Below are 22,551 nucleotides of genomic sequence, written 5' to 3'. Positions count from 1 at the left end.
CCTCCCCGGTTTGGTTCAACCTAGAACCGCATAGGCTTCATCGAGCAGGCTGCCATCCAGCAGATCTGCCAGCGACACGGGGGACGGCAACTGGCCCTGTGCATCGAGCTGGGAGATCGCCTGCGCGCCCCCTTCCTCGTCGAGGCGCAGCAGGGGCAAGTCCTTGCCGGGTACATTGATGAAGGAAATTATGGCGGCGGACTGCTCCCGCAGCTGCTCGGTATTGAGCTGCAGGGCCGGCGAACGCGCCACGATGTGATCGGCGACGATATCGCTGTTACCCATATAGTAGCGCTGCCCCTCGACCAGCGCCGCCAGCCAGGCGACGATATCGTCGCGGCGTTCGGCAAGCGTGCTTTCGAGCGCGAACAAGACGCCGAAATGCTCGGGCGCCCCGACTTCGCTTCGGGTCATGATGTGGTTGGGCACACCCGCGCGGGCCAGCGAGATGTGCTGGTTGACCGCCGACCCCCAGAAACCATCCACCTGCTTTGAAACAAGCGGGCTGACGTCGCCGGCCACCGGAACGATGGTCATGTCACCCTCGGACAGCGCATTTTCCTTGAGGATGATCGACCATGCGAGGCGCGCCCCGCCCTGGAGGCCAATTCGTTTTCCGACCGCATCTGCGGGCGTCGTGATCGCATTTTCGGCAAGACTGATGAGCCCGATCGGCGATGTCCGGTTGAATGCGCCGAAGATCTTGATCGGAATGCCACTGGCCCGCGCCAGGGCGCATTGGCCGACGCTTGCGGCAAACCCCACAGGGGCAGAGCCACCCGCCACGGACTGGATCGGATCGATCTGCGGCCCTCCCGGCACGAAGGACTGACGAATGCCGTGCGCGACATCGTATCCCATCATTTCGGCGGCGAAGGCGGGGGCGAAATCGGCGGTCTCCAGCCAATTAAGCTGCACCGCCAGGTCGGTCGGCTCGGCCTGCGCGAACGCCCGGCCGGAAAGACCGGCTGCCACCGTGCCGGCGCCGGCCAGCGCCATGAAATTGCGGCGCGACAAGCCAGCCAGTGAAAATTTCGAGATCGTCATTCTGCGCTCCATCCGCTCAAGCGGCCCTTTTCCCCATCAGGCGCCGTTCCCTCAGGCGCCCGGCTCCTGCACCGAACCATCCGGTGCACCACAGTGGACGTTGACCCTCCAACGTCGCTCTGTAATCGATTTCAGTAAAAAACGTCTCTAAGGCGGAGTCAACTGCGATCTGTGCATTGCGAATTATATTCCGCGCGACCAGCGCGTGCTGCCCATTTTCCGGGCAGGGAAAACGGCCGAACAGGGTCAGCGGCCCACAAATCCATACATCTAAAGCACTAGTATCAAACGCTTTTCTTATCAACGATTCGGACATCGCCGTTTGTCTGTCGTGACCGTGGCCATTGCGCAAACGAAGGGCATGATGGTGCTCTAGTGCTCAAATGCACAGATCCGCGAACTGAAATTTCTGAAACAGGCATTTCAGACTGCCGGCAAAATGCTAGCCCTGATCGGGCTCGGCGATGCGACTGGAATTTCTCACCGTGATCTTGTGGGAGAGATAGGTAACCGGCGGAGCGTCCTTGCCGGCGACGAGACTGGCAAAACAGGCCTCTGCCAGCACCGCAAAATCAATGCCGACGGTGGTTACCGAGGGGCGCCATTCGGATGCCAGCGGCAAATCCTCGCAGCAGACCAGCGCCACGTCCTGGGGCACAGAAAGGCTGCGGTCCGTTATCGCCTGCAACGCGCCGATCGCCATGCGCATATTGACCGCGATAATGCCGAGCCGCGATGCGTCGAGGCGAATTCCCTTGCCGAGTTCGCGGGACAGCAGGGCGTCGACCTGGTGGCGGCTTTCATCCACCGCGAACTGCCCGTCGAGCATCCAGCGCGCGGCATCGTCATGCCCAAGTTCGGCGCTGGCGCGCTCGAACCCTTCGCGCCGCTCCCGCGACAAGGGCGAGCTGTCGCTTCCGCCCAGAAAGATGATCGGCCAGACGCCGGCCGTGGCCAGATGCACGGTGGCGAGATGGGAAATGGCCTGGTAGCGCGGCACGATGGAGGGGACGCTGTCATCGACGATCTGCGCGCTGGAGACGACGAACAGGCCCCGCTCCTGGGCGGTCGCGATGGCCGCGCGGACCCGTGGCACGCTGAGATCGTCAGCGGTCGCGATGACGACGCCATAAGTGTCGCTGGGCCGCAGCTCGTTCAGCACGCGCACAAGGCGGTCTTCGCTGTGATCGAGGTCCCGCAGCAGCACGTGATAGCCGAGGCGCTCGCCCACCTTGTCGATGGCCTTGGCGAAGGCGCCATGAAATGGCTGGGAAATATCGCCGACGAGCAGGGACACGGTCTTGACCGCCCCGGCCCTCAGCCCGTGGGCCAAGGTATTGGGCGAATAATTGAGCGCCCGGATGGCCGCCAGGACGCGTTCGCGCTTCTCCGGCACGACGATGTCGGGCTGGTTGAGCACCCGCGAAACCGTGGCAGGCGATACATTGGCAGCGCGTGCGACGTCAGTGATGCGAACCATGGGAGCCCATTCTTTTCAGTCTGTTTCAGATGTGCCCCATTGGCAGCCTCACTGCAAGGCCGCGGCCGGGCGGAGCCCGAAACGCTGGTACATTTCGGGGGGCGCATCGAGCGCATCGAACATCCGCACCATCTCGGCGAGGAGCCGCCCCTCGATTTCGGGATCAACGATGGGGACCAGCTGGCCGGGATCGGCCTCGGTGTCGTACAGCACGGTGGTGGTGCCGATATAGTCCCGCCCCTCCATTACCCCCGGCCGCCCATTCTTGTTGGCCGCCGGCTTCACCTTGAGGGTGGAGATATTCTTGGTGAAATCGAACGGCGGGTGGAGGGTCATGTCAGCGAGTTGCCCCAAGGGGAAACGCTGGTGCATGCGCGTCGGCATCAGGGTGTATTCGTAGAGCGCATCGGCCGACATGTCTTCGGGATAGCGGAAATAGGTGTAGCGCCCGTCGGTTATGTTGCAGGCGGCACCGAAATAGCCATACAGCACGGCCTCGTGCAGCGGGGCATCAGTGTCCATGAGCGGCAACAGCGATTTGCCGCGGACCTCGTCGGGAACGGGGAGCTCATAGAGGTCGAGGAATGTAGGCATCAGGTCGACCGTCTGCGTCAGGGCCGCGCGCCGCTCGCCGCCGCGCTGGGCATGGCGGGGATGATATATCATCAGTGGAATGCGCGCCTGTTCGTCGAATACCGGCATCAGATTCTTGCCCCAGCATTCATGCTCGCCGAGCAGGAAGCCGTGATCGGTGGAGACCACCAGCGCCGTATCGGCCCAGAGGTCGTGCTCATCGAAAAAGTCGAGCAGGCGCCCGAAATAGTCGTCGCACATGGCCACCAGCGCCGAGTAATTGGCACGGATTTCGGCCACTTCCTCGGGACCTTCCGTAACCTTGCCATAGGTCGGCCAATCGATGATGGGGCCGCTATAGCCGGTCGGATACTGGTCCCGGAAGCGCTGCGGCGCGAAGAACGGCTCGTGCGGATCAAAGCTCTCGATCTGCAGAAACCAATTGTCCGATCGGTGATTGGTTTCGAGGAAATCCAGGGCATGGCCGAACACCTGCGGGCAGGAAAAATCCGCCTCGGCGCGGATATGGTCGCGATTGACCATGTAGGGCGCAAGATAGGGACGCACCTGCCCCGCACCAAACTGGCGCCGATAGCGCTCCATGTCAGGCTCGACCACCGCTTTCCAGTGATCGGCGCCATTGCCGCGCACCATCTCCCAGCTCGAGAAACGGTTGTGATAGGTCGCCCCGCCATCGGCGAAATAGTGGTGATGGTCGGTGATGATGTGAGAATAGATGCCCGCCTGCTTGAACAATTCGGGGAAGGAATTGTCGAAGGGCTCCAGCGGTCCCCAGCTGCGGTGCAGGAAACTCGGCCGCCCCGTATGCATGTCGCGCCGCGCCGGCATGCACGGCAGGCTGCCGACATAATGGGTGTCGAAGGTCACCGCGCGCTCGGCAAAGCGGGCGAAATTGGGCGTTTTCACCTCGTTGCCGCCATAACATTCCATGGCCTTGCGATTGAGCGAGTCGAAGAGAACGAACACAGTTTTCATTGCTGGATATCCCGCGCCCTGGCGCTTGCAAACCTGGCGGTCTTCATGCGCGCGGCACGAAGGAATCCCAGGCCTGGTTATGATTGTACCGCCCCTGACGGAGCGCCTCCGGCCCGCTGCGCGAGGGATCGGAATGGTGATCGAAGAATGCCGAAACCGCTTGTTCGAGCGCGCGCACAAGGGGCTCCAGTGACGGATCGGCTGCGGGATCAAGGCGCAATTCGCCGACCTCCCCGACCTGGTAGAGCTGGGAAGGCGACCCATTGGTCCAGGTGACCAGCTTGTGGCTCTTAGTGCGCACCATCCGCGCCGTGCCATATTCGCAGAACTGCAGGGCCTTGTTTTCAGGCAGGGCGCGATGGCCAAGCCCTGCCGCAGCAAGAATCATCTGGTGCGTGTCCGTATGGTCGAAAAATCCGGACACTCGCTCTCCCGGCGCCACGCCCGGTCCGGCGACGATCAGCGGTATCCGGATATTGTCGTCGAGCAGATTTTGCGGCCGTGTGGCATTGCCCTTGCCGAATATGCCGTGCTGGCCAAGGCTGAGGCCATGATCGGCGGTATAGATGGCGAGCGTCCGGCTCCCGTCCACGGCCGCCAGGACCTGCCCCACGCCCTCATCGATATGGCTGACCGCGGCATAATAGTTCTGCCGCGCCGCCCGACGGCCCGCTTCGTCCGCACCCGCCAGCTCGACATTGAGCAGCCCCGGCGCGATTGGCCCCTTCTGATCGATCTCGACGAAATCATGCGTCGCATAAAGATCGACCAGTCGCGAAGGCTGGTCGCTCCAGGGCGAGTGCGTGGCATAATAGCCGACGATAAGGAAATAGGGGCGATCGTCCGCCTCTTCGAGGAAGTCGAGAGCCCCCGCAGTTATGGCGTCGGTCAGATTGCCGACGACCCGCTCCTGCACCCCGTTGCGGCTGAAACCGTTGTCCCCCTCGTGGTGGATCGGGTATTCGCCGTTGAGCGCGTACCAGGACTCGAACCCCGCGGGGGGCGTCGAGTCCATGGCAAGGTGCCACTTGCCGACGAGGCCGCAGCGATAGCCCGCCGCACGCAGCGCTGTTGCCAGTGTGGGAATGCCCTCGAGCCAGTTATGGCCGTCGAATTTCGGGTTGGAGGCGAGGAAATCGTGCACCCCATGCTCGGACGGCATGAGCCCGGTGAGCAGGCTCGCCCGCGCCGGCGAGCAGACGGGAGAGGCCGTATAGGCATCCTCATAGACAATGCCCCGCGCCGCCAGCGCCGACAGGTTCGGCGCATGGACGGCCCCATTGCCATAGCTCGGCAGGGCCCAGCGCGCATGGTCGTCCGTGAGGAACAGGATAATGTTTGGGCCGGTCTTGCTCATGCGTCGAAAGCCAGGCGAAAGCCGGTATGTCCGGTGGTTGAATCGGGTGTGTTGCCGATCCGCGCCGCGATGCGGTAGCGGTAGCAATAGCTCTTGTGGCAGAGATAGGATCCGCCCTTGAGCAGGCGATGGTTTTCAGCCGCCGCGCGCTCATTGCGCTCCCTGGCCTGTTTCTTGAGCGAGCGGATGCGGAAGGCATCGGCCGCCCATTCCCAGCAATTGCCGCTCATGTTGAAGAGCCCATAGCCATTGGGCTGGAAGGATCGAGCCGGCGCGAGACCGACGTGACCATCGGCCGCCGTATTGCGCATCGGAAACTGCCCCTGCCAGATATTGCAGGGCATGACCTGCTCGTCATCGGGTTCATCCTCGCCCCAGGGATAAATCGCCCCTGCAAGACCCCCGCGCGCGGCATGTTCCCATTCCACTTCGCTGGGCAGGCGACCGCCGGCCCATGCCGCAAAGGCGACGGCATCGTTCCACGACACATGGACGACAGGATGGTCCTCGCGCCCCTCGAGATCGCTCGCCGGCCCTTCCGGCCGGTCCCATCCGGCGCCCTCTACCGCGCGCCACCATTCGGTGCCCACCACGCCCCTGGTCGCCAAGGTCTCGGGCACGAAAAGATGGAACACGTAGGACCAGCCGAAGCGCTCGGCCTCGGTCTGGTATCCGGTTTCGGTGATGAAGGCGGCGAATTGTGCATTGGTCACCGCCGTTTCACCCAGCCGGAATGGCTTTATGGCGACGGTCCGACGCGGTCCTTCCCCGTCCTGCGGCAAGGCGGGGTGATCGGTGCCGATTTCGGCCTTGCCGCCTGGAATGAGCACCGTACCCGCCACCAAAGCGTCCCGAGGCGAGGCGGCGCAGCACTTTGCCGCCAGCAACGCTCCGCTCCCCTTCGGGGCGCAACAGCTTCCTCCAGTCAACGCCGTCACCTCGTCCATGTCATTCACCCTGCGCGATAAGCTCGGCCAGATCTTCGCTGGTCATCTCCTCGAGGAAGGTAAGTGTGACAGTGTCGAGTACGCCATCGGAAAACCGGCCAATCTCGGCATAGGCTTGGGAAAAAGCGGTCGCTGCGGCCGCTCCAACGTCGAGCCCCCAAAAGGAGGGGTGCGATATCGCCATGGGAAGCGAGCCCTCGCTCACCACCCTGTCGCCAAGCGAGAGAATCGCATTAGCCCCGCTATCGCCATGGCGCACCTCCAGCTGGACGAGCGCGTCGCCAGCAGGAATGGCTCCCGAGAAGCGTGCCCTTTGCCCCAGGGCCATATGCTCGAAGACGAGAGCATCGCCATCGACATAGATCGCATAGCCCCCCTGCCGCGCCCCTGAAACGAGGATGATCCCGCCCTCGCCTGCTCTTCGTCCGCGCAGCCTTGCGGTGACGCGCAGATCGCGCCCGGCGGCCGCGACGCCGGTGGGCACGGGCACATGGCTGTTTTCCGGAACCAGCACCAATTGCCGGCGATTGGCCAATTGGTACGGCGTCTTCGTTTCGTTGAGCAATTGCACCAGGGTGCGATCGTCGAGCGGCAAGACCTGATTGCGCTCGGCTTCCCGCCACCATGTGGCGATCAGCTCAGCCAGCATTTCTGGATGATCGCCGGAAACGTCGACATTTTCAGCGAAGTCGGCCCTCGTGTCATAAAGGCGCCAGACATCGTCGCCGTAATCGGCGCCGCGCAGATGTTCCGCCACGGCTTTCCACCCATCCTGCCAGATGGCGCGATGGCCGAACATTTCCCAATATTGGGTCGTCCGCGGTGCCGGGGCTTTGGCCGACGCGAAACTGTTGCGCAGGCTGCCGCCATCCATGGCGACGCGGCTATAGACCCCGGCGGCATCCATCACCGTGGCCGCAATGTCGATCGCATGGGCGAACTGGGTGCGGACGCCGCCCTGATCGGCAATGCCCCTCGGCCAGTTGACGATGAGGGGCGAGCGCACGCCACCCAATTCCACCGACTGCTTGTAGCGGCGGAAGGGCGTATTGCCCGCCATTGCCCAGCCTTCGGGATAGTGGGCCGGCCCATCGGGCCCACCAATATCATCGATGCGCGCCAGTTGCGCCGCGAGCCCTTCCGGTCTGCCGCTATAGGGACCGTTGATATCCACGGCCCCATTGACCCCGCCTTCCCGGCTGGCGCCATTGTCCGCCATGACCAGCACCATGGTATCCTCGCGCATGCCGAGCTTTTCGAGATGGCTCAGGATGCGCCCGATCTCGGTGTCGGTATGCTCGAGGAACGCGGCAAAGGCCGCCTGCTGGCGCACATAGAGCCGCTTTTCGTCGGCGGTGAGATCATCCCAGGCGCGCACGCCCGGATTGCGCGGGGTCAATTCCGTGCCGGCAGGAACCAGCCCCTCGGCAATCTGGCGGCCCAGTCGCCGCTCTCGCGCCAGATCCCAGCCGCCTTCGAAAATGGGCACATATTTGTCGATCAGGGCCCGAGGCGCCTGCAGCGGGGCATGCGTCGCCCCGGGCGCAAAGGTCATGTAGAAGGGATCGTTCGGCCGATAGAGCGCGTGATCGGCGAGGATCTGCATGGCCCGATCGGCCAGCTCGGTATTGAGGTGCTCCGCACCCATGCCATGCCGGAGAAAATGGTTGTCCTCGAACAGCTCGGGAGAGAACTGGTCGGTGCAGCCATCGAGAAACCCGAAGAAGCGATCAAAGCCGCGCGCAAGCGGCCAGTGCCGGAACGGCCCCGCCGGCGTGATTTCATGCTGCGGCGCCAGATGCCATTTGCCGATCAGATATGTGCCATAGCCCGCCTGCTGCAGCTGCGCCGGCACCATGGGCAATTCGGGGTCGATGCGCCCGCGGGAATTGGGGAACCCGGTATCGATGTCAGCCAGGAACCGCATGCCGACGCGGTGGTGGTTGCGCCCCGTCATCAGGCACGCCCTTGTCGGCGAACACAGCGGCGTCACATGGAAATTGGTGTAGCGCAAACCGCCCGCGGCAAGTGCGTCGATGAACGACGTTTCAATGTCGGAGCCGAAACATCCGAAATCGGACCATCCCGTATCGTCGAAGATGACCTGCAGCACATTGGGTGCGCGCGGCGCAGAGCTCACCCGTGGCGGCCACCATGCCGTTGATTCATTGACTGTTTTCCCAAGGCGTCCGCCAAAGTTGGCTTCTAGCGTTTCCACAAGACATTCCGGTTCATCTGAAATCGTTTTCAGATTATCGCGTTTTGCACTTGGGTCAAGCGCCCAAAGCCATTATGACTGCCTGCAAACCGAAAAGTCCTTCGTCTGGAAAGCTCTCAATGCGCCTCATCATCGATACCGACACTGCCGGAGACGACTGTTTTTCCATGTTGCTCGGCATGCTGCAGGGTAAAGCGACGGTCGAGGCCGTAACGATCTGCAATGGCAACATTCCCTTCCCACAGCAGGCTGAAAATGCGCTGAAAACGATCGAAATTGCGGGCCTGGCGGGCCAGGTGCCCGTCTATGAGGGCTGCACGCTGCCGCTTTTGCGGCGCCCGGTGGATGCCGCCTATGTCTTCGGCGCCGACGGCATGAGTGACGCCAACTATCCAAAGACAGCGCAGCGCCCTGAGCCCGGCCATGCCGTCGACGCCATGATCGACATCGTCATGCGCCACCCCGGTGAAATCACCATCGTCGCCCAGGCGCCGCTGACCAATATCGCCATGGCCGTTCGCAAGGAGCCGGGCTTTGCCAAGGCGGTGAAGCATCTCTGGATCATGGGCGGCACCGACAACGCCATGGGCAACGTGACGCCGGCGGCCGAATTCAATTTCTACGTCGACCCCGAAGCCGCAGCCATCGTCCTCAACGCCGGTTTCGAGGCCTCCCTCGTCACCTGGACCCTCACGCTGGTGGATTCCGAAATCACGGAAAAAGAACTCGCCGAGATTGAAGCGCTCGACACGCCGCTTTCCCGATTTTTCCATCAGGTCAATTCTGCCGCGGTAGCGTTCAGCCTCGCCCGCTATGGCAATGGCGCCACGTTCCACCCGGATGCCCTGACCTGCGCACTGGCGCTCGATGAAAACCTGATCGTCGAAAGTGAGATGTGTCGGGTGGATATCGAAACCGAAGGCCGCCTCACCCGTGGCTATTCGAGCGTCTCCTCAAGCCGCCTGCCCGACCAGGACGTCGCCGATCCCGAGCTTGGAGCGGCCCTGCCCGCAAACATTCGCGTCATCCGCAAGGCAGACCGGCAGGGATTTCGGGACATGCTCGTCGCGGTGCTGGGCAAAGAGCGGCAATAGCAAGGATTGGTGGCACCAGCGCTTCGGGTGCCACCAACAAATGTGCGTCTTTAGGGGGATCTGTCTGCGATCCGGGTCTAGCCCAACAGATGCGTCCATTCGGGATGGCGGCGGAACTGGACGACCACATAGGGGCAGACCGGCTTGATCTTGAAGCTTTGCGCCTCGGCGTCGGCTATGGCCGCCTTGACCAGCTGGAGCGCGATGCCGCGGCCCTCATATTCGGGAGGAACGCCGGTGTGATCGATGATCATCGGGCCGGCACCCTCCTTGCGATAGGTCATTTCCGCCTCGGCGCCGGGCGCCAGGTGGATGACATAGCGGCCCCGCGTGGGGCCCTCCTCGCGCTTTATCCTCAATTCCGTCTCGGCCATTTTAATGCGGCCCTTTCTCCTGCCTCAGGCGGCAAGGCTTTCGCTGGCGGAAACACCCAGCATCAGATTGAGATTCTGGACGGCGGCTCCGGAGGCACCCTTGCCCAGATTGTCATAGACCGCCAGGATCGCGGCCTGGGCCCGGCTGTCATTGGCAAAGACATGCAAGGTCAGCGTATTGGTGCCGTTATGCGCCTGCGGATCGAGCGCCGGGGTCTTGCCCAGCGCGGGATCATAAGCCGCAACCCGCACAAAACTGTCCGGAATGGCGGCGAAATAATCGGCGAGCGCAGCGTGAATCTCGGCGCCGGTCGGCACCTTTGCGAGACTGCCCAGTTGCAGCGGAAGGGACGTGGTCATCCCCTGCGCGAAATTGCCCACCACCGGCTGGAACAGCGGCGCCGATTTGAGGCCGGAATAGGCCGTCATCTCCGGCAGATGCTTGTGCGCGAAGGTGAGGCCATAGGGCATGAACTGGCTGGGCGTCGTACCCTCGGCCTCATATTCGGCAATCATCTGCTTCCCGCCGCCGGAATAGCCGGAAATGCCATGATAGATGGCCTGGAAATCGGCGGGGATCAGACCAGCGGCGATCAGCGGGCGGAGGCCGGCGATAAGACCCTGCGGCCAGCAGCCGGGATTGGCGACAAAGCGGGCCCTGGCGATGGCTTCGGTCTGGCCCTTGTCCATTTCGGCAAAGCCATAGGTCCAGTTGGGATCGACGCGATATGCGGTCGAGGCATCGATGACGCGGGTGGTGTCATTGTCGATCAGCCCGACGCTTTCCTTGGCTGCCTCGTCGGGCAGGCAGAGGATGGCGACATCAGCGGCATTGAGCAGGCGCTTGCGCTCGTCCTGGTCCTTGCGCTTGTCAGCGGCAATGGACAGCACTTCGAGGTCGCGACGACCGGCAAGGCGTTCCCGGATCTGCAGACCCGTTGTACCCGCTTCCCCGTCGATGAAGATCTTGGCGACCATATGTGCCTCCTCAGAAAACTGTGCGGGTCGTAGATGGGGCCAGCAGGTCCGCCCGTCAAGCACTAGCTACAGACAGGCAATGCGCCCTGCCTGCCTGCCGTTCCCTGGCGGGATTGTCTTTGCCGCTCGGCCACGGGTAAGCTTGCCGCCAGAATGAGGACTGTCGGGGACGAAAAATGACGCCGCACAACCATGCCAAGCCGGGCGACTACGCCCAAGCCGTGCTGCTGCCGGGCGACCCGCTGCGGGCCAAATGGATTGCCGAGACTTTTTTCGAAGCCCCCCGCCTCGTCAACTCCGTGCGCAATTGCCTTGGCTATACCGGGACATGGAAGGGCAAGCCAATATCGGTACAGGCGACCGGCATGGGCCAGCCTTCGCTGTCGATCTATGTGCACGAACTGATCAATGTCTATGATGCCAGGACCTTGATCCGCGTCGGCACCTGCGGCGGGCTCAATGTGAAAGTGAAGGTACGCGACATTATCCTTGCTCAGGCCGCCTCCACCGACAGTGCCATCGTCAAGGATCGGTTCGGGGCCTTCAATTTCGCGCCCATCGCCGATTTTGCCCTGTTGCGGTCAGCGGCTGACAAGGCCGACGCAGCGGGGCTGCACTACCACGCCGGCAATATGCTGTCCTCGGACATTTTCTATCACGCGTACGGCTTTGAGGGGTATGACCAGCTGCCCGCCCATGGCGTGATCGGGGTCGAGATGGAAGCGGCGGCGCTCTATACGCTGGCGGCTCGGTTCGGGGTCAGCGCCCTGACAATCTGCACCATGACCGATTGCCTGATCACCAAGGAAGAAATCGACGCCGAGGCCCGCCAGAGCTCACTCAAGGAAATGGTCGAACTGGCGCTCGACGTGGCGGTGGAGGCATAAATGCCGGCGATTGCAGCAATACTGGTGGCGCTGATTGCGCTCCTGCACATCTATATCATGCTGCTCGAAATGGTGTGGTGGGATAGTCCGCGCGGGCGAAAGGCCTTTGGCCTGACCCCGGAATTTTCCAAGGCGACCAGGGCGCTGGCCGCCAATCAGGGGCTCTATAACGGCTTCCTGGCGGCCGGGCTGATCTGGGGGCTGGTTCACCCCGACCCGGCCTTCGGCTGGCAGGTACAGATCTTTTTCCTGGCCTGCGTGGGGGTGGCGGGGCTTTTTGGCGCGGCGACGGCGGGGCGGAAGATCCTCTTCATCCAGACCGTGCCGGCGGTGATCGCGCTGCTGGTGGTGGTGTTGGGGTAAGCCTACCCTCCTAGCCTCCCCTTGGAGGAGGGGGACAGACGGATCGCGTTTGTTTGCGCTGTGTCGCCCCTCTCACAGATCTTCCCTCGGGCTCGACCCGATGGTCTCTATCCACCAGCGCGATACCCATTGTATGGGCTCCCGGAGTGGCCCTCGGGTCAAGCCCGAGGGAAGCGAAGAGGTCTGCCGGTCTCTTATGGTGGACCACCCGAAGCGCTTATTCCGCCAGTGCGGCCAGGACGCGGACCCAGGAGCGGATGCCGCGGTGGAAGCTTTCGAGGTCGTATTTCTCGTTGGGGCTGTGGATCTGGTCGTCGATCTGGGCAAAGCCGATGAGCAGCGTGTCGAGACCGAGAATGGACTTGAACTCGCCCACGACTGGAATGGAACCGCCCGAGCCGGTGATGACGGCCTGTTTGTTCCACTCATTCGAAAGGCCGGCGAGAGCCTTGCGCACGAACTCGCCGTCGGACGGCACGGTGATGGCGGGCGAGCCGCCATGGGGCGTGTAGCTCACCGTGCAATCGGCCGGCAGGCGCGCCTCGACGTGGGCGCGGAAGGCGGCGCGGATTTTTTCGGGGTTCTGGCCGGAAACGAGGCGGAAGGAAATCTTGGCGCTTGCCTTGGCCGGGATGACGGTCTTGAACCCGTCGCCGATATAGCCGCCGCTCATGCCGTTGATTTCGCAGGTCGGGCGCGCCCAAAGCGTTTCGAGCACGCTGCGGCCTTGTTCGCCGGCCGGCACGGAAAGGCCGACATCGCCGAGGAACGCCTTTTCGTCAAAGCCAAGGCCCGCCCATTGCGCCTTGATCTCGGGCGAGAGCTCGGCGACATCGTCATAAAAGCCGTCGACGGTGACCGAGCCATCGGGAGCGCGGAGGCTGGCGATGATTTCGGCCAGGACCTGGTTGGGATTGCGCGCCGCATTGCCGAACATGCCGGAATGCAGATCCTTGTTGGCGGCGGTGATTTCGATTTCGTCGGCGACGAGGCCACGCAGCATAGTGTTGATCGAGGGCGTCTTGCGATCCCACATATCGGTGTCGCAGACGAGCGCAATGTCGGCCTTTAGCTCCTCGGCGTTTTCACGCATGAACGGCGGCAAGTTCTTGCCACCGGATTCTTCCTCGCCTTCAAGCATGAGCGAGACGCGTAGCGGCAGCGAACCGGTGGCGGCCTTCCAGGCGCGGCAGGCCTCGATGAAGGTCAGCATCTGACCCTTGTCGTCCGAAGCGCCGCGCGCCACGATGATCTTGCGACCCTTTGCATCTTCCTTGAGCTGTGGCTCGAACGGATCGGTATGCCACAGATTGAGCGGATCTACCGGCTGCACATCGTAGTGCGCGTAGAACAGCACATGCGGCCCGGCTTGCTCCGGCCCGTGGGCGACGACGACCGGGTGACCGGGAGTGGGGCGCGCCGCGGCCGAAAAGCCGAGATCGCCAAGTTCGGCCACGAGCCAGTCGGCGGCGCGCTGGCATTCGGCCGCAAAGGCAGGATCGGTGGAGATCGACTTGATGCGCAGGAGTTCGAACAGCCGCGACAGGCTTTGCTCGAGCCCGGCATCAACCTGGGCGAGAACGGCATCAATCTGGGCGGAATTAGGCATTTTCTGGTCCTGCGACGAATCCGGTAGGGTGCCGCACCATGACGCAGGGATAAGCGCCATGTCCACCCTTCGCAGGGGGGTGTTTATTGTCATACTAATGCGCCTATGATGAGCCTAGAAAACCACTTTACGGTGCAAGGATGACGGACATGGACCGATCGAGTGGGCGAGCACGACACTCGGGCGATTTGATCGCATCGCTCTCCGGTCGAAACCCCGCCCGCAATCTGCACTCCGATGTCCTCTGGCACCTCGGTTTCGCCATCGTCTCGGGGCGTTATGCCGAAGGCACGATCCTGCCATCGGACGGTGAACTGCTCGAGCAGTTTGGCGTATCGCGGACCGTGCTGCGGGAGGCGCTGAAGACGCTGGCCGCCAAGGGGCTGATCGAGGCGCGAGCGCGCATCGGCACGCGCGTGCTGCCGCGCAATCGCTGGAACCTGTTTGATGCCGACGTTCTGGCCTGGCACTTCGAGCTCGGCCCCGAAGTCAGCTTCCTGCGCAGCCTTGCCGAAGTGCGCATCGGCATCGAGATCGAAGCTGCGGCCCTCGCCGCCCATCGGCGCACCGACGAGCAGGCCGAAGCCATGGCCGAAGCGGTGAGCCAGATGGAAGCATCGACCACGCCGGAAGATTTCGCTCGGCACGATCTGCAGTTCCACCGGCTGGTCGCCGAAGCATCGGGCAATCCCTTCATGGCCTCGATCAGCGCATTGGTGGAAATGGCGCTGACGGCGGCTTTCACAATTTCCTCGCCGGTCAACGAGCCCACCGCACTGGCACAGACCGTGACCGTCCATGGCGCCATCGCAAAGGCGATCAGCGAAGGGGATGCCCAAGGCGCCCGGGATGCCATGCGCGTCGCCATTTCCGATGGCTTTGCCCGCGCCGCCGGCCGGATGGACCAGGGCTAGCCGGCAAGGAAGCGCTCGAGATTGTCGAGCGACGCATTCATTCCCGCGAGATGATCGGCCTGGGAAATGCCCTCGGGAACGTCATGGGCTTCCATGGTGACTTCCGTGCCCTGCGGTACTGCAAGAAGCTTCCAGTGCATCACCATGGTGCCGGCAAAGCGGGGATCGTCGGAAACGAAATCGACGGACTGGGACACCAGCGAGCCCGGGACAAGGTCGAGAAAGCGCAGATCCGAAATGTCCTCATTGTCCCCGCTCTTGCCGGATATGGCCGGATCGCAATAGCGCAGCACCATGCGGCAATGGCCACCGGGACGCAGATCGAACTGGAGGATTTCCCCGCTCATGCCGTCGGGCGGCAGCCAGTCGACGAGCGCGTCAGGATCGGTCATGGCGGCATAGACGGCCTCGGGCGAGGCCTCGATGATGCGGCTACAACGGTCGATGCGGGACATTTGGCGCCTCCTCAGACAGAGACGCCATTCTCAACTAGAGACCAGCCTTTTCCAAGGCAGGAAGCAATTGTGTGGCGACAGCATCGGCCGTAAGCGGCCCGACATGCTTGAAGGTGATGACGCCGTTTCCGTCGACGACGAAGGTTTCCGGAACGCCATAAACGCCCCAATCAATAGAGACGCGCCGGTCGCGATCGGCGCCTATGGCGTCATAGGGATTGCCGAGTTCGGCCAGAAACGCGCGTGCATTCTCCGGGGCATCGGAATGGTTGATGCCGAAGAGACGCACATTGGTCTGTGCCTTGAGGGTTTCAAGCAGGGGATGCTCGGCCCGGCAGGGAATGCACCAACTGGCGAAAACATTGACCACTGTGGGCTCGCCCTTGAGGGCGGCCGTATCAAAACCGGGAACGTTCATGCCCTCGACCGGCGCGAGGGTGAATTCGGGCGCCGGCTTGTCGATCAGCACCGAGCGGACGAGACTTGGATTGCGATCCATCGAGGTGGCGAAAATCGCCACCAGCCCGACCAGTGCCAGCAGCGGCACGAGGAACAGCGCATAGCGCATCAGCGCGTTCCGCCGCGCTTGGTGTCGCCAAGCTCTTCGAGCCGGCGCTTGGTGCGCCGGGCATCGATCAGTGTCCAGGCGACAAGCGCCGCCAGCCCCCCGAAAACCCCCACATAGGCGCCGACGATGAATTGGGCATGTTGGCCAAGTTCGATCATGCGGCCTCTCCCCGTGCGGCGCGGCGCTCCAGCGTTGCAACCCGGCGCTTGCGCACTTCGGTGCGCATGGCGACCAGCTGCAGAGTGACGAAGAAAAAGGTGAAGGCGAAGAACATGATGAACAGCGGCGTCAGGATCGAGCCTGCAACCGTGGGGCCATCGGCCCGGAAGACACTGGCCGGCTGATGCAGGGTCGACCACCAGTCGACCGAAAACTTGATGACCGGAACGTTGATTGCCCCGACGAGCGTGAAGATGGCGACGACGCGCGCGGCGCGTAGTTGGTCATCGAAGGCGCGCCACAGGGCGACGATGCCGAGATAGATGAACAGCATGACCAGCGTCGAGGTCATGCGGCCGTCCCATTCCCAGAACGTGCCCCAGGTCGGCCGGCCCCAGAGCGAACCGGTAAACAGGGCCATGGCGGTGAAGGCGGCGCCCAGCGGCGCTGCGGCCTTCATCGACACGTCGGCCATGGGATGGCGCCAGACCAGCGTGCCGAGCGCCGAGACGGTCATGGTGCCATAAACGAATTGGCTGAGCCAGGCGCTGGGGACATGCACATACATGATGCGCACCGTGTCGCCCATCTGGTAGTCGGCGGGCGAACTGAAGAAGGCATAATAGAGCCCTGCCAGGAACAGCGCGCCGGTCAGGACGGCGAGCGGCAGGATGAAGGGGCGCGACCAGATGACGAACTGGCCGGGATGGGCCAGCCGGCTCCACCAGCTTTGTTTTGGACTTGTCTCGATGCTCATGGGCCTAGGGCTTTAATCTTCTCCCCAGTCTATCGCAAGCGCCGCCGCAAAGGGAGAGAGCGCAATTACCATGAGACTGAGTGCCGCAAGCAGCAGCAAGGCCGCCCCGGCCTGGTCGGGTCCACCCTGCGAGGAAATGGCGCCGACCCCGAAGATCAGCACCGGCACGCAAAGCGGGGCGATAAGGATCGGCGCGATAAGCCCGCCCCGGCGCGTTGCCGCGGTGATTGCGGCGCCAATGGCCCCGAAAGCGGCCAGCGCCGGCGTGCCCACGAGCAACGACAAGATGGTGCGAATAAGCGTCGGCCCGTCCATGGCGAGGAGCAGGGCAAGGAAGGGTGAGGCGATGATGAGCGGCAGCGCGGCAGTCAGCCAATGGGCGATCACTTTTGCGCCAACCATGGCCGAAAGCGGCAGGTCTGCAAGCCGATAGAGGGCCAGGGTGCCGTCCTCGCGGTCTGGCCTGAACAGGCGATCGAGCCCGAGCAACATGGAAAGAAATGCCGCGATCCAGACGATGCCCGGTGCAATGCGCGCGAGCAACTCCTTGTCCGGCCCCACGGCAAAGGGCACGATTGCGCCGACAATGATGAAAAACAGCAAGAGCGTGAGAATTTCACCGCCCCCGCTGAGCGAGAGGCGAATTTCGCGCCGGAGGACGGCAGAGAAACCGGTCATGCCGTCGCTCCCAGCGTGAAGGCGGTGAGGCCAGGCACATCGATGGCGTCGTGGGTGGCGATGACGGCGAGCCCGCCACTGGCGAAATGTTCGGCCAGGAGCCGGACAAGCAGCCCCTGCCCCTCCGCATCGAGCGCAGCCGTCGGCTCGTCGAGCAGCCAGACCGGTCGGATGGACACGAGGAGGCGCGCAAGGGCGAGGCGCCGCTGTTGCCCGGCCGAGAGATAGCCGGCATCGACGCGAGCCAGCCGCCCCAGCCCGACCTGGTCGAGCGCTTTTTGGGGCGCAATGCCGGTCGCCCCGTTGATGCCCATCCAGAATGTCAGGGTATCGAGAACGCTCATGCGGGGCCGAACGGCGTTGCGGTGGCCGCAATAATGGATCGCCGGGCCGGCCTCTTCCGCATGTCCTTCAACCGAGACCTCGCCCTCGATGGGATCGAGTAGGCCGGCCAGGGTAAGCAGCAGGGTCGATTTGCCGGCCCCATTGGGTCCGCGCAGCAAGAGGCCGCTGCCGGAGGCGACGCTCAGCGTCAGCCCGCGCGCCAGAATTGTGTCACCCCGCCCGACGCTAAGCGACTGGGCGTTAAGGCGAAGTGGAGAAAAGACTTGCCGTTGCGTCATGGCCCCATCTCGTATTGAAGCCAAGGCAAGGCTGGCAAGGGCAATCTTCTTTCACTATAAGCCATCTAGATTGGATTCATTCCAGGAAAAGCGGCTTTTCCGGCGGCCCCATGTGGCCGGGCACCCCGCGTCCAGCAGCAAATTTTAGAGGGCGGAGCATCATGGCCTCACGAGACAGCTTCAAATCCAAGTCGACTTTGACGGTCGGCGGCAAGACCTACACCTATTATTCCCTCGCCGAAGCGGAAAAGAACGGCCTCACCGGCATTTCCAAGCTTCCCGGCTCGATGAAGGTGGTCCTGGAAAATCTGCTGCGCTTCGAGGATGACCGCACGGTCAAGAAGGAAGACATCCAGGCCATCGCCAAGTGGCTGGTGACCCGCACCTCCGACCACGAAATCCAGTATCGCCCCGCCCGCGTGCTGATGCAGGATTTCACCGGCGTTCCCGCGGTGGTCGACCTGGCCGCCATGCGCGACGCCACTGCCAAACTCGGTGCCAATCCGCAGAAGATCAACCCGCTGGTTCCCGTCGATCTCGTCATCGACCACTCGGTGATGGTCGACAGCTTCGGCACCCCGCTGTCCTTCGAGCAGAACGTTGAGCTGGAATATGAGCGCAATGTCGAGCGCTATGAATTCCTGCGCTGGGGCCAGTCGGCCTTCGACAATTTCCGCGTTGTGCCCCCCGGCACCGGCATCTGCCACCAGGTGAACCTCGAATATCTGGCCCAGACCGTCTGGACCAAGGATGAGGACGGCGAAACCGTCGCTTACCCCGACACGCTGGTGGGCACCGATTCGCACACCACCATGGTCAACGGCATGGCCGTTCTGGGCTGGGGCGTAGGCGGCATTGAAGCCGAGGCAGCCATGCTCGGCCAGCCGATCTCCATGCTGATCCCCGAAGTCGTCGGCTTCAAGCTGACCGGCAAGATCAATGAAGGCATCACCGCCACCGACCTCGTGCTGACCGTCACCGAGATGCTGCGCAAGAAGGGCGTGGTCGGCAAGTTCGTCGAATTCTACGGCCCGGGCCTCGACTATCTCAGCCTCGAAGATCAGGCGACCATCGCCAATATGGCGCCCGAATATGGCGCCACCTGCGGCTATTTCCCGGTCGATGCCGATACGCTGAAGTTCCTGGCCACCACCGGCCGCGATCCCGACCGCGTTGCGCTTGTCGAAGCCTATTCCAAGGCCCAGGACATGTTCCGCACCACCGAGACGCCCGATCCGGTGTTTACCTCGACCCTCGAGCTCGACCTCTCGACCGTCGTGCCCTCGCTCTCGGGCCCGAAGCGTCCGCAGGACCGCGTTGCGCTCAACGCCGTCAAGTCGTCCTTTGCCGCCGCCCTGCCCGAACTTTCCGGCGGCCGCATCGACCGCACCAAGCTGCCTGCCGACAAGCAGGAAAGCCGCTATGTGGACGAGGGCGCAACAGGCGTCGACGACATCCCCGAGGAGGCCGCCTACCCGGTTCAGGGCGCGGACTACCAGATCACCGACGGCTCCGTTGTTATCGCCGCGATCACCTCCTGCACCAACACGTCGAACCCCTCGGTTCTGGTGGCTGCCGGTCTCGTGGCCCGCAAGGCCCGCGCGCTTGGCCTCAATTCCCAGCCCTGGGTAAAGACCTCGCTGGCCCCCGGCTCGCAGGTTGTGACCGATTACCTCACGGCCGCGGGCCTACAGGACGATCTCGACGCGCTCGGCTTCAACCTCGTGGGCTATGGCTGCACCACCTGCATCGGCAATTCCGGCCCGCTGCCGCAGGCCATTTCCGACTGCATCAACGAGCACAAGCTGGTTGCCGCCTCGGTGCTCTCGGGCAACCGCAACTTCGAAGGCCGTGTGAACCCCGACGTGCGAGCGAACTACCTCGCCTCCCCGCCGCTGGTCGTCGCCTATGCCATCGCCGGCTCGCTCAATATCGACATCACCTCCGAGCCACTCGGCACGGGCAGCAATGGCCAGCCGGTCTATCTCAAGGACATCTGGCCCTCCAACCACGAAGTGGCCGAGATCGTGCGCGAGCACGTCAATGCCGACATGTTCCGCAAGCGCTATTCGGACGTGTTCAAGGGCGACAAGCACTGGCAGGCGATCACCGTCGAAGGCGGGGAAACCTATGGCTGGAACTCGTCCTCGACCTATGTCCAGAACCCGCCTTACTTCGAAGGCCTGACCATGGAGCCCAAGCCGGTCACCGACGTGGTGTCGGCCCGCGTCCTGGCGCTCTTCCTCGACTCGATCACCACCGACCACATTTCCCCGGCCGGTTCGTTCAAGTCGACGACCCCGGCTGGCAAGTACCTGACTGAACGTCAGGTCGCGCCGAAGGACTTCAACTCCTACGGCGCCCGTCGCGGCAGCCACGACGTCATGATGCGCGGCACCTTTGCCAATATCCGCATCAAGAACATGATGCTCGACAATGTCGAAGGCGGCTACACGCTCGGGCCCGATGGCTCGCAGATGGCCATCTATGATGCCGCCATGGCTTACCGCGCCCAGAACACCCCGCTGGTGATCTTTGCCGGCAAGGAATACGGCACCGGCTCCTCGCGTGACTGGGCGGCCAAGGGCACCAATCTGCTCGGCGTCAAGGCCGTCATCGCGCAGAGCTTCGAGCGTATCCACCGCTCGAACCTGGTCGGCATGGGCATCATCCCGCTGCAGTTCAAGGACGGCGAAAGCTGGCAGACCTTGGGTCTCGACGGCAGCGAAACCATCGACATCGCCAATGTCGAGCAGCTCGTTCCGCGCGCCACGGTCACCGTCAAGATCACGCGTGCCAATGGCGACGTGATCAATGTCGAAACCCTGTGCCGCATCGATACGGCCAATGAGCTCGACTACTACCGCAATGGCGGCATCCTGCACTACGTGCTGCGCAACCTCGTGGCTGCGTAAGCGCTGATTACATGGCCTTCTGATCTGATGGCGGTCCCTTTTGGGGCCGCCATTTTTTGTGTGCACACAGCACGCTGGGCCGCAGAGATCAGCACTGAAAAAACTTTGCGAGTCTCACCCTCTTTTGACTAGGCAGGCAATCGGGCCCCGGCTTACAACTTTGCCATGTTTCCGAGACCATTTGCCGGCCCCCTTCTCGGCCTTGTCGCCAGCCTCGCCCTCACCTCTGCCAGCCCTGCGGAAACCATCCGCACAGGGGCCAAGGCTGTCGTCGAGCTGTTCACCAGCCAAGGCTGTGTATCCTGTCCGCCCGCTGACGCCCTGCTCACCAGCCTAGCCGAACGCAAGGACGTCGTCGCACTCGCCTATCACGTCGACTATTGGGACTATATCGGCTGGGAGGACACGTTCGGGCACGAGGCCTTTTCGGATCGCCAGCGGGCCTATGCAAAGAGCTGGGGGTCCTCGCGCATCTACACCCCGCAAATGGTGGTCAACGGCTCCAAGGCCGTTGTTGGCTCCCGCCGCACCGAGGTGCACGATGCGGTGTCCGAAGCCGCCCTACCGCTTTCGGTCAGTCTTCACCGCAGTGGCGACATGCTCAAGATCTCGGTGCCGCCCGATGCCAGGCTGCCCAATGCGGTGGTGTGGCTCGTCACCTATATCGACCGGGCAGAGATCAGCATTGATCGCGGCGACAATGCCGGTAAATCCATGGTCTACACCCAAGTTGTGACGGGCCGGCAGATTCTGGGCATGTGGGAGGCCCATAGTGGCGCGGAACTGAAACTGCCGCTGACCGAGATGCTTGGTGCCGGCAATACCGGTCTTGCCGTGGTCGTGCAGCAGGAGAGCAAGGGACTGCCCGGCGCCATTCTCGCAGCGGCAACCTACGAACCATAAAAAAGGCCCGCTCCTTGGGGGAAGGAACGGGCGTGACTAACGTGGTCAACTCTAGATAGTTGGCTGGCAACCGGGCTTCATGGTTTGGGGGCTCGATCCGCCCGGCTGCCAGCCGCTGGAGGCAATGCTTGTATCCTGTCGAGGCAATGGGGCGCCTTGAGGGACGAAACATGGCCGAAATGGGGTATTTTGCCGGCCTTGCCATAGGCGCCAAATGCGGGGATCATGACGCTGTGTTGACCAAGTTCGGGCAGTGGAGAAACGCGTGCAGGGCCGTCCGCCAAACCAACTGAACGCTGGGCTATCCTTGGTCCATGTGGGCGAAGCCCCTGGCCAGCCGCCCCGTCAGCCGCAGCCCATAATTGCTTTTGATCGTCGGGAATTGATGCAGATCCTCTCGGTCTATGGCCGCAAGGTGAGCCAGGGCGAATGGCGCGACTACGCCATGGATTTCCTCAAGGACCGGGCGCTGTTCTCCATCTATGCCCGCGTCTCCGAACGTCCACTCTATGTGGTCGAGAAAAATCCGAAACTGCGCAACCGGCAGGGCCAGTACATGGTGGTCAACCAGGAGGGGCGCGTGCTCAAGCGCGGCCACGATCTCGGCCAGGTGCTGCGCGTGCTCGATCCCGATCTCGTGGTGGTGGGGTGACCAT

Annotated in this window: 22 protein-coding genes; 7 read left to right on the top strand and 15 right to left on the bottom strand. The window is 63.0% G+C overall.

Translation table 11 applies throughout. From position 1 onward, the window contains the following. Positions 1-15: 15 nt before the first annotated feature. The 6 genes from N0P34_RS01425 to N0P34_RS01400 all read right to left on the bottom strand — a co-directional run bounded on the left by N0P34_RS01425 (position 16) and on the right by N0P34_RS01400 (position 8,540). Positions 16-1,047: an ABC transporter substrate-binding protein gene (locus N0P34_RS01425; RefSeq protein WP_275605247.1), complete on the bottom strand. Its 1,032-nt coding sequence runs from the start codon at positions 1,045-1,047 to the stop codon at positions 16-18. Positions 1,048-1,489: 442 nt separating this feature from the next. Further along, on the bottom strand, positions 1,490-2,527 hold the full coding sequence (locus N0P34_RS01420) for a LacI family DNA-binding transcriptional regulator (protein WP_275605246.1): 1,038 nt from the start codon (positions 2,525-2,527) through the stop codon (positions 1,490-1,492). Between the two features lie 48 nt (positions 2,528-2,575). Further along, a complete protein-coding gene (locus N0P34_RS01415; RefSeq protein WP_275605245.1) occupies positions 2,576-4,096 on the bottom strand; it encodes a sulfatase in 1,521 nt (506 codons plus the stop codon). 43 nt (positions 4,097-4,139) lie between these two features. After that, positions 4,140-5,453: a sulfatase-like hydrolase/transferase gene (locus tag N0P34_RS01410; protein ID WP_275605244.1), complete on the bottom strand. Its 1,314-nt coding sequence runs from the start codon at positions 5,451-5,453 to the stop codon at positions 4,140-4,142. Next, positions 5,450-6,340, bottom strand: a complete 891-nt coding sequence (locus tag N0P34_RS01405) for a formylglycine-generating enzyme family protein (protein WP_275605243.1) — start codon at positions 6,338-6,340, stop codon at positions 5,450-5,452. Before N0P34_RS01405 ends, N0P34_RS01410 begins: the two co-directional genes overlap by 4 nt. Before the next feature lie 61 nt (positions 6,341-6,401). Further along, entirely contained in the window at positions 6,402-8,540 is a 2,139-nt protein-coding gene (locus tag N0P34_RS01400) for an arylsulfatase (protein WP_275605242.1), read from the bottom strand. Between the two features lie 197 nt (positions 8,541-8,737). On the opposite strand from N0P34_RS01400, the gene N0P34_RS01395 reads away from it, so the two are divergent. Then, the gene (locus tag N0P34_RS01395; protein WP_275605241.1) at positions 8,738-9,712 is read left to right on the top strand and encodes a nucleoside hydrolase; all 975 of its coding nucleotides are present in this window, start codon (positions 8,738-8,740) and stop codon (positions 9,710-9,712) included. Between the two features lie 77 nt (positions 9,713-9,789). On the opposite strand, the gene N0P34_RS01390 is transcribed toward N0P34_RS01395, so the two are convergent. Next, entirely contained in the window at positions 9,790-10,086 is a 297-nt protein-coding gene (locus tag N0P34_RS01390; protein ID WP_275605240.1) for a GNAT family N-acetyltransferase, read from the bottom strand. A gap of 24 nt (positions 10,087-10,110) precedes the next feature. Then, positions 10,111-11,064 (bottom strand): N-acetyl-gamma-glutamyl-phosphate reductase, encoded by a 954-nt coding sequence (gene argC, locus N0P34_RS01385; protein WP_275605239.1) that lies wholly within the window; start codon positions 11,062-11,064, stop codon positions 10,111-10,113. Positions 11,065-11,240: 176 nt separating this feature from the next. Here argC and deoD point away from each other — a divergent pair, with 176 nt between their 5' ends. Both deoD and N0P34_RS01375 read left to right on the top strand, forming a co-directional pair. Further along, on the top strand, positions 11,241-11,951 hold the full coding sequence (gene deoD, locus N0P34_RS01380; protein ID WP_275605238.1) for a purine-nucleoside phosphorylase: 711 nt from the start codon (positions 11,241-11,243) through the stop codon (positions 11,949-11,951). After that, entirely contained in the window at positions 11,952-12,314 is a 363-nt protein-coding gene (locus N0P34_RS01375) for a DUF1304 domain-containing protein (protein WP_275605237.1), read from the top strand. Positions 12,315-12,531: 217 nt separating this feature from the next. On the opposite strand, the gene N0P34_RS01370 is transcribed toward N0P34_RS01375, so the two are convergent. Then, a complete protein-coding gene (locus N0P34_RS01370; RefSeq protein ID WP_275605236.1) occupies positions 12,532-13,923 on the bottom strand; it encodes a M20/M25/M40 family metallo-hydrolase in 1,392 nt (463 codons plus the stop codon). Between the two features lie 149 nt (positions 13,924-14,072). Between N0P34_RS01370 and N0P34_RS01365 the strand changes: the two genes are divergently transcribed. Then, complete coding sequence (locus tag N0P34_RS01365) at positions 14,073-14,837, top strand: FadR/GntR family transcriptional regulator (protein ID WP_275605235.1); 765 nt, start codon at positions 14,073-14,075, stop codon at positions 14,835-14,837. On the opposite strand, the gene N0P34_RS01360 is transcribed toward N0P34_RS01365, so the two are convergent. Genes N0P34_RS01360 through ccmA form a run of 6 tightly spaced genes read right to left on the bottom strand, consistent with a single transcriptional unit; the run spans position 14,834 to position 18,077 of the window. Then, the gene (locus tag N0P34_RS01360; RefSeq protein ID WP_275605234.1) at positions 14,834-15,292 is read right to left on the bottom strand and encodes an SRPBCC domain-containing protein; all 459 of its coding nucleotides are present in this window, start codon (positions 15,290-15,292) and stop codon (positions 14,834-14,836) included. The two genes, N0P34_RS01365 and N0P34_RS01360, sit on opposite strands and share 4 nt — an antisense overlap. A gap of 34 nt (positions 15,293-15,326) precedes the next feature. Then, positions 15,327-15,860, bottom strand: a complete 534-nt coding sequence (locus tag N0P34_RS01355) for a DsbE family thiol:disulfide interchange protein (protein ID WP_275605233.1) — start codon at positions 15,858-15,860, stop codon at positions 15,327-15,329. Then, the gene (gene ccmD / locus N0P34_RS01350) at positions 15,860-16,018 is read right to left on the bottom strand and encodes a heme exporter protein CcmD (protein ID WP_275605232.1); all 159 of its coding nucleotides are present in this window, start codon (positions 16,016-16,018) and stop codon (positions 15,860-15,862) included. Before ccmD ends, N0P34_RS01355 begins: the two co-directional genes overlap by 1 nt. Continuing rightward, positions 16,015-16,776, bottom strand: coding sequence for a heme ABC transporter permease (locus tag N0P34_RS01345; protein WP_275605231.1), 762 nt, complete (start codon positions 16,774-16,776; stop codon positions 16,015-16,017). The genes ccmD and N0P34_RS01345 overlap by 4 nt, the downstream gene beginning before the upstream one ends. Before the next feature lie 12 nt (positions 16,777-16,788). Then, positions 16,789-17,454, bottom strand: a complete 666-nt coding sequence (ccmB, locus tag N0P34_RS01340; protein ID WP_275605230.1) for a heme exporter protein CcmB — start codon at positions 17,452-17,454, stop codon at positions 16,789-16,791. After that, entirely contained in the window at positions 17,451-18,077 is a 627-nt protein-coding gene (gene ccmA / locus N0P34_RS01335) for a heme ABC exporter ATP-binding protein CcmA (protein ID WP_275605229.1), read from the bottom strand. The genes ccmB and ccmA overlap by 4 nt, the downstream gene beginning before the upstream one ends. Positions 18,078-18,235: 158 nt before the next feature. On the opposite strand from ccmA, the gene acnA reads away from it, so the two are divergent. From acnA to N0P34_RS01320, 3 genes are all read left to right on the top strand, one after another. After that, the gene (gene acnA, locus N0P34_RS01330) at positions 18,236-20,992 is read left to right on the top strand and encodes an aconitate hydratase AcnA (RefSeq protein WP_275607052.1); all 2,757 of its coding nucleotides are present in this window, start codon (positions 18,236-18,238) and stop codon (positions 20,990-20,992) included. Positions 20,993-21,157: 165 nt separating this feature from the next. Then, the gene (locus tag N0P34_RS01325) at positions 21,158-21,895 is read left to right on the top strand and encodes a DUF1223 domain-containing protein (RefSeq protein ID WP_275605228.1); all 738 of its coding nucleotides are present in this window, start codon (positions 21,158-21,160) and stop codon (positions 21,893-21,895) included. A gap of 253 nt (positions 21,896-22,148) precedes the next feature. Further along, positions 22,149-22,547: a DUF2794 domain-containing protein gene (locus N0P34_RS01320; protein ID WP_345774447.1), complete on the top strand. Its 399-nt coding sequence runs from the start codon at positions 22,149-22,151 to the stop codon at positions 22,545-22,547. The last annotated feature ends 4 nt before the right edge of the window (positions 22,548-22,551 follow it).

Origin of the sequence: Devosia sp. FJ2-5-3 (genome assembly GCF_029201545.1) — a bacterium.
GTDB lineage: Bacteria > Pseudomonadota > Alphaproteobacteria > Rhizobiales > Devosiaceae > Devosia.
The sequence above is the reverse complement of the archived record's forward strand: the minus strand, read 5'-3'. Positions and strand labels throughout refer to the sequence as shown.

Excerpts from the sequence above, each read along its gene's own strand:
- N0P34_RS01420 (WP_275605246.1), bottom strand. The coding sequence starts at position 2,527 with ATGGTTCGCATCACTGACGTCGCACGCGCTGCCAATGTATCGCCTGCC.
- deoD (WP_275605238.1), top strand. The coding sequence starts at position 11,241 with ATGACGCCGCACAACCATGCCAAGCCGGGCGACTACGCCCAAGCCGTG.
- ccmB (WP_275605230.1), bottom strand. The coding sequence starts at position 17,454 with ATGACCGGTTTCTCTGCCGTCCTCCGGCGCGAAATTCGCCTCTCGCTC.
- N0P34_RS01425 (WP_275605247.1), bottom strand. The coding sequence starts at position 1,047 with ATGACGATCTCGAAATTTTCACTGGCTGGCTTGTCGCGCCGCAATTTC.
- N0P34_RS01370 (WP_275605236.1), bottom strand. The coding sequence starts at position 13,923 with ATGCCTAATTCCGCCCAGATTGATGCCGTTCTCGCCCAGGTTGATGCC.
- N0P34_RS01325 (WP_275605228.1), top strand. The coding sequence starts at position 21,158 with ATGTTTCCGAGACCATTTGCCGGCCCCCTTCTCGGCCTTGTCGCCAGC.
- N0P34_RS01390 (WP_275605240.1), bottom strand. The coding sequence starts at position 10,086 with ATGGCCGAGACGGAATTGAGGATAAAGCGCGAGGAGGGCCCCACGCGG.
- ccmA (WP_275605229.1), bottom strand. The coding sequence starts at position 18,077 with ATGACGCAACGGCAAGTCTTTTCTCCACTTCGCCTTAACGCCCAGTCG.
- N0P34_RS01345 (WP_275605231.1), bottom strand. The coding sequence starts at position 16,776 with ATGAGCATCGAGACAAGTCCAAAACAAAGCTGGTGGAGCCGGCTGGCC.
- ccmD (WP_275605232.1), bottom strand. The coding sequence starts at position 16,018 with ATGATCGAACTTGGCCAACATGCCCAATTCATCGTCGGCGCCTATGTG.
- N0P34_RS01410 (WP_275605244.1), bottom strand. The coding sequence starts at position 5,453 with ATGAGCAAGACCGGCCCAAACATTATCCTGTTCCTCACGGACGACCAT.
- argC (WP_275605239.1), bottom strand. The coding sequence starts at position 11,064 with ATGGTCGCCAAGATCTTCATCGACGGGGAAGCGGGTACAACGGGTCTG.
- N0P34_RS01365 (WP_275605235.1), top strand. The coding sequence starts at position 14,073 with ATGGACCGATCGAGTGGGCGAGCACGACACTCGGGCGATTTGATCGCA.
- N0P34_RS01375 (WP_275605237.1), top strand. The coding sequence starts at position 11,952 with ATGCCGGCGATTGCAGCAATACTGGTGGCGCTGATTGCGCTCCTGCAC.
- N0P34_RS01395 (WP_275605241.1), top strand. The coding sequence starts at position 8,738 with ATGCGCCTCATCATCGATACCGACACTGCCGGAGACGACTGTTTTTCC.
- N0P34_RS01415 (WP_275605245.1), bottom strand. The coding sequence starts at position 4,096 with ATGAAAACTGTGTTCGTTCTCTTCGACTCGCTCAATCGCAAGGCCATG.
- N0P34_RS01355 (WP_275605233.1), bottom strand. The coding sequence starts at position 15,860 with ATGCGCTATGCGCTGTTCCTCGTGCCGCTGCTGGCACTGGTCGGGCTG.
- N0P34_RS01360 (WP_275605234.1), bottom strand. The coding sequence starts at position 15,292 with ATGTCCCGCATCGACCGTTGTAGCCGCATCATCGAGGCCTCGCCCGAG.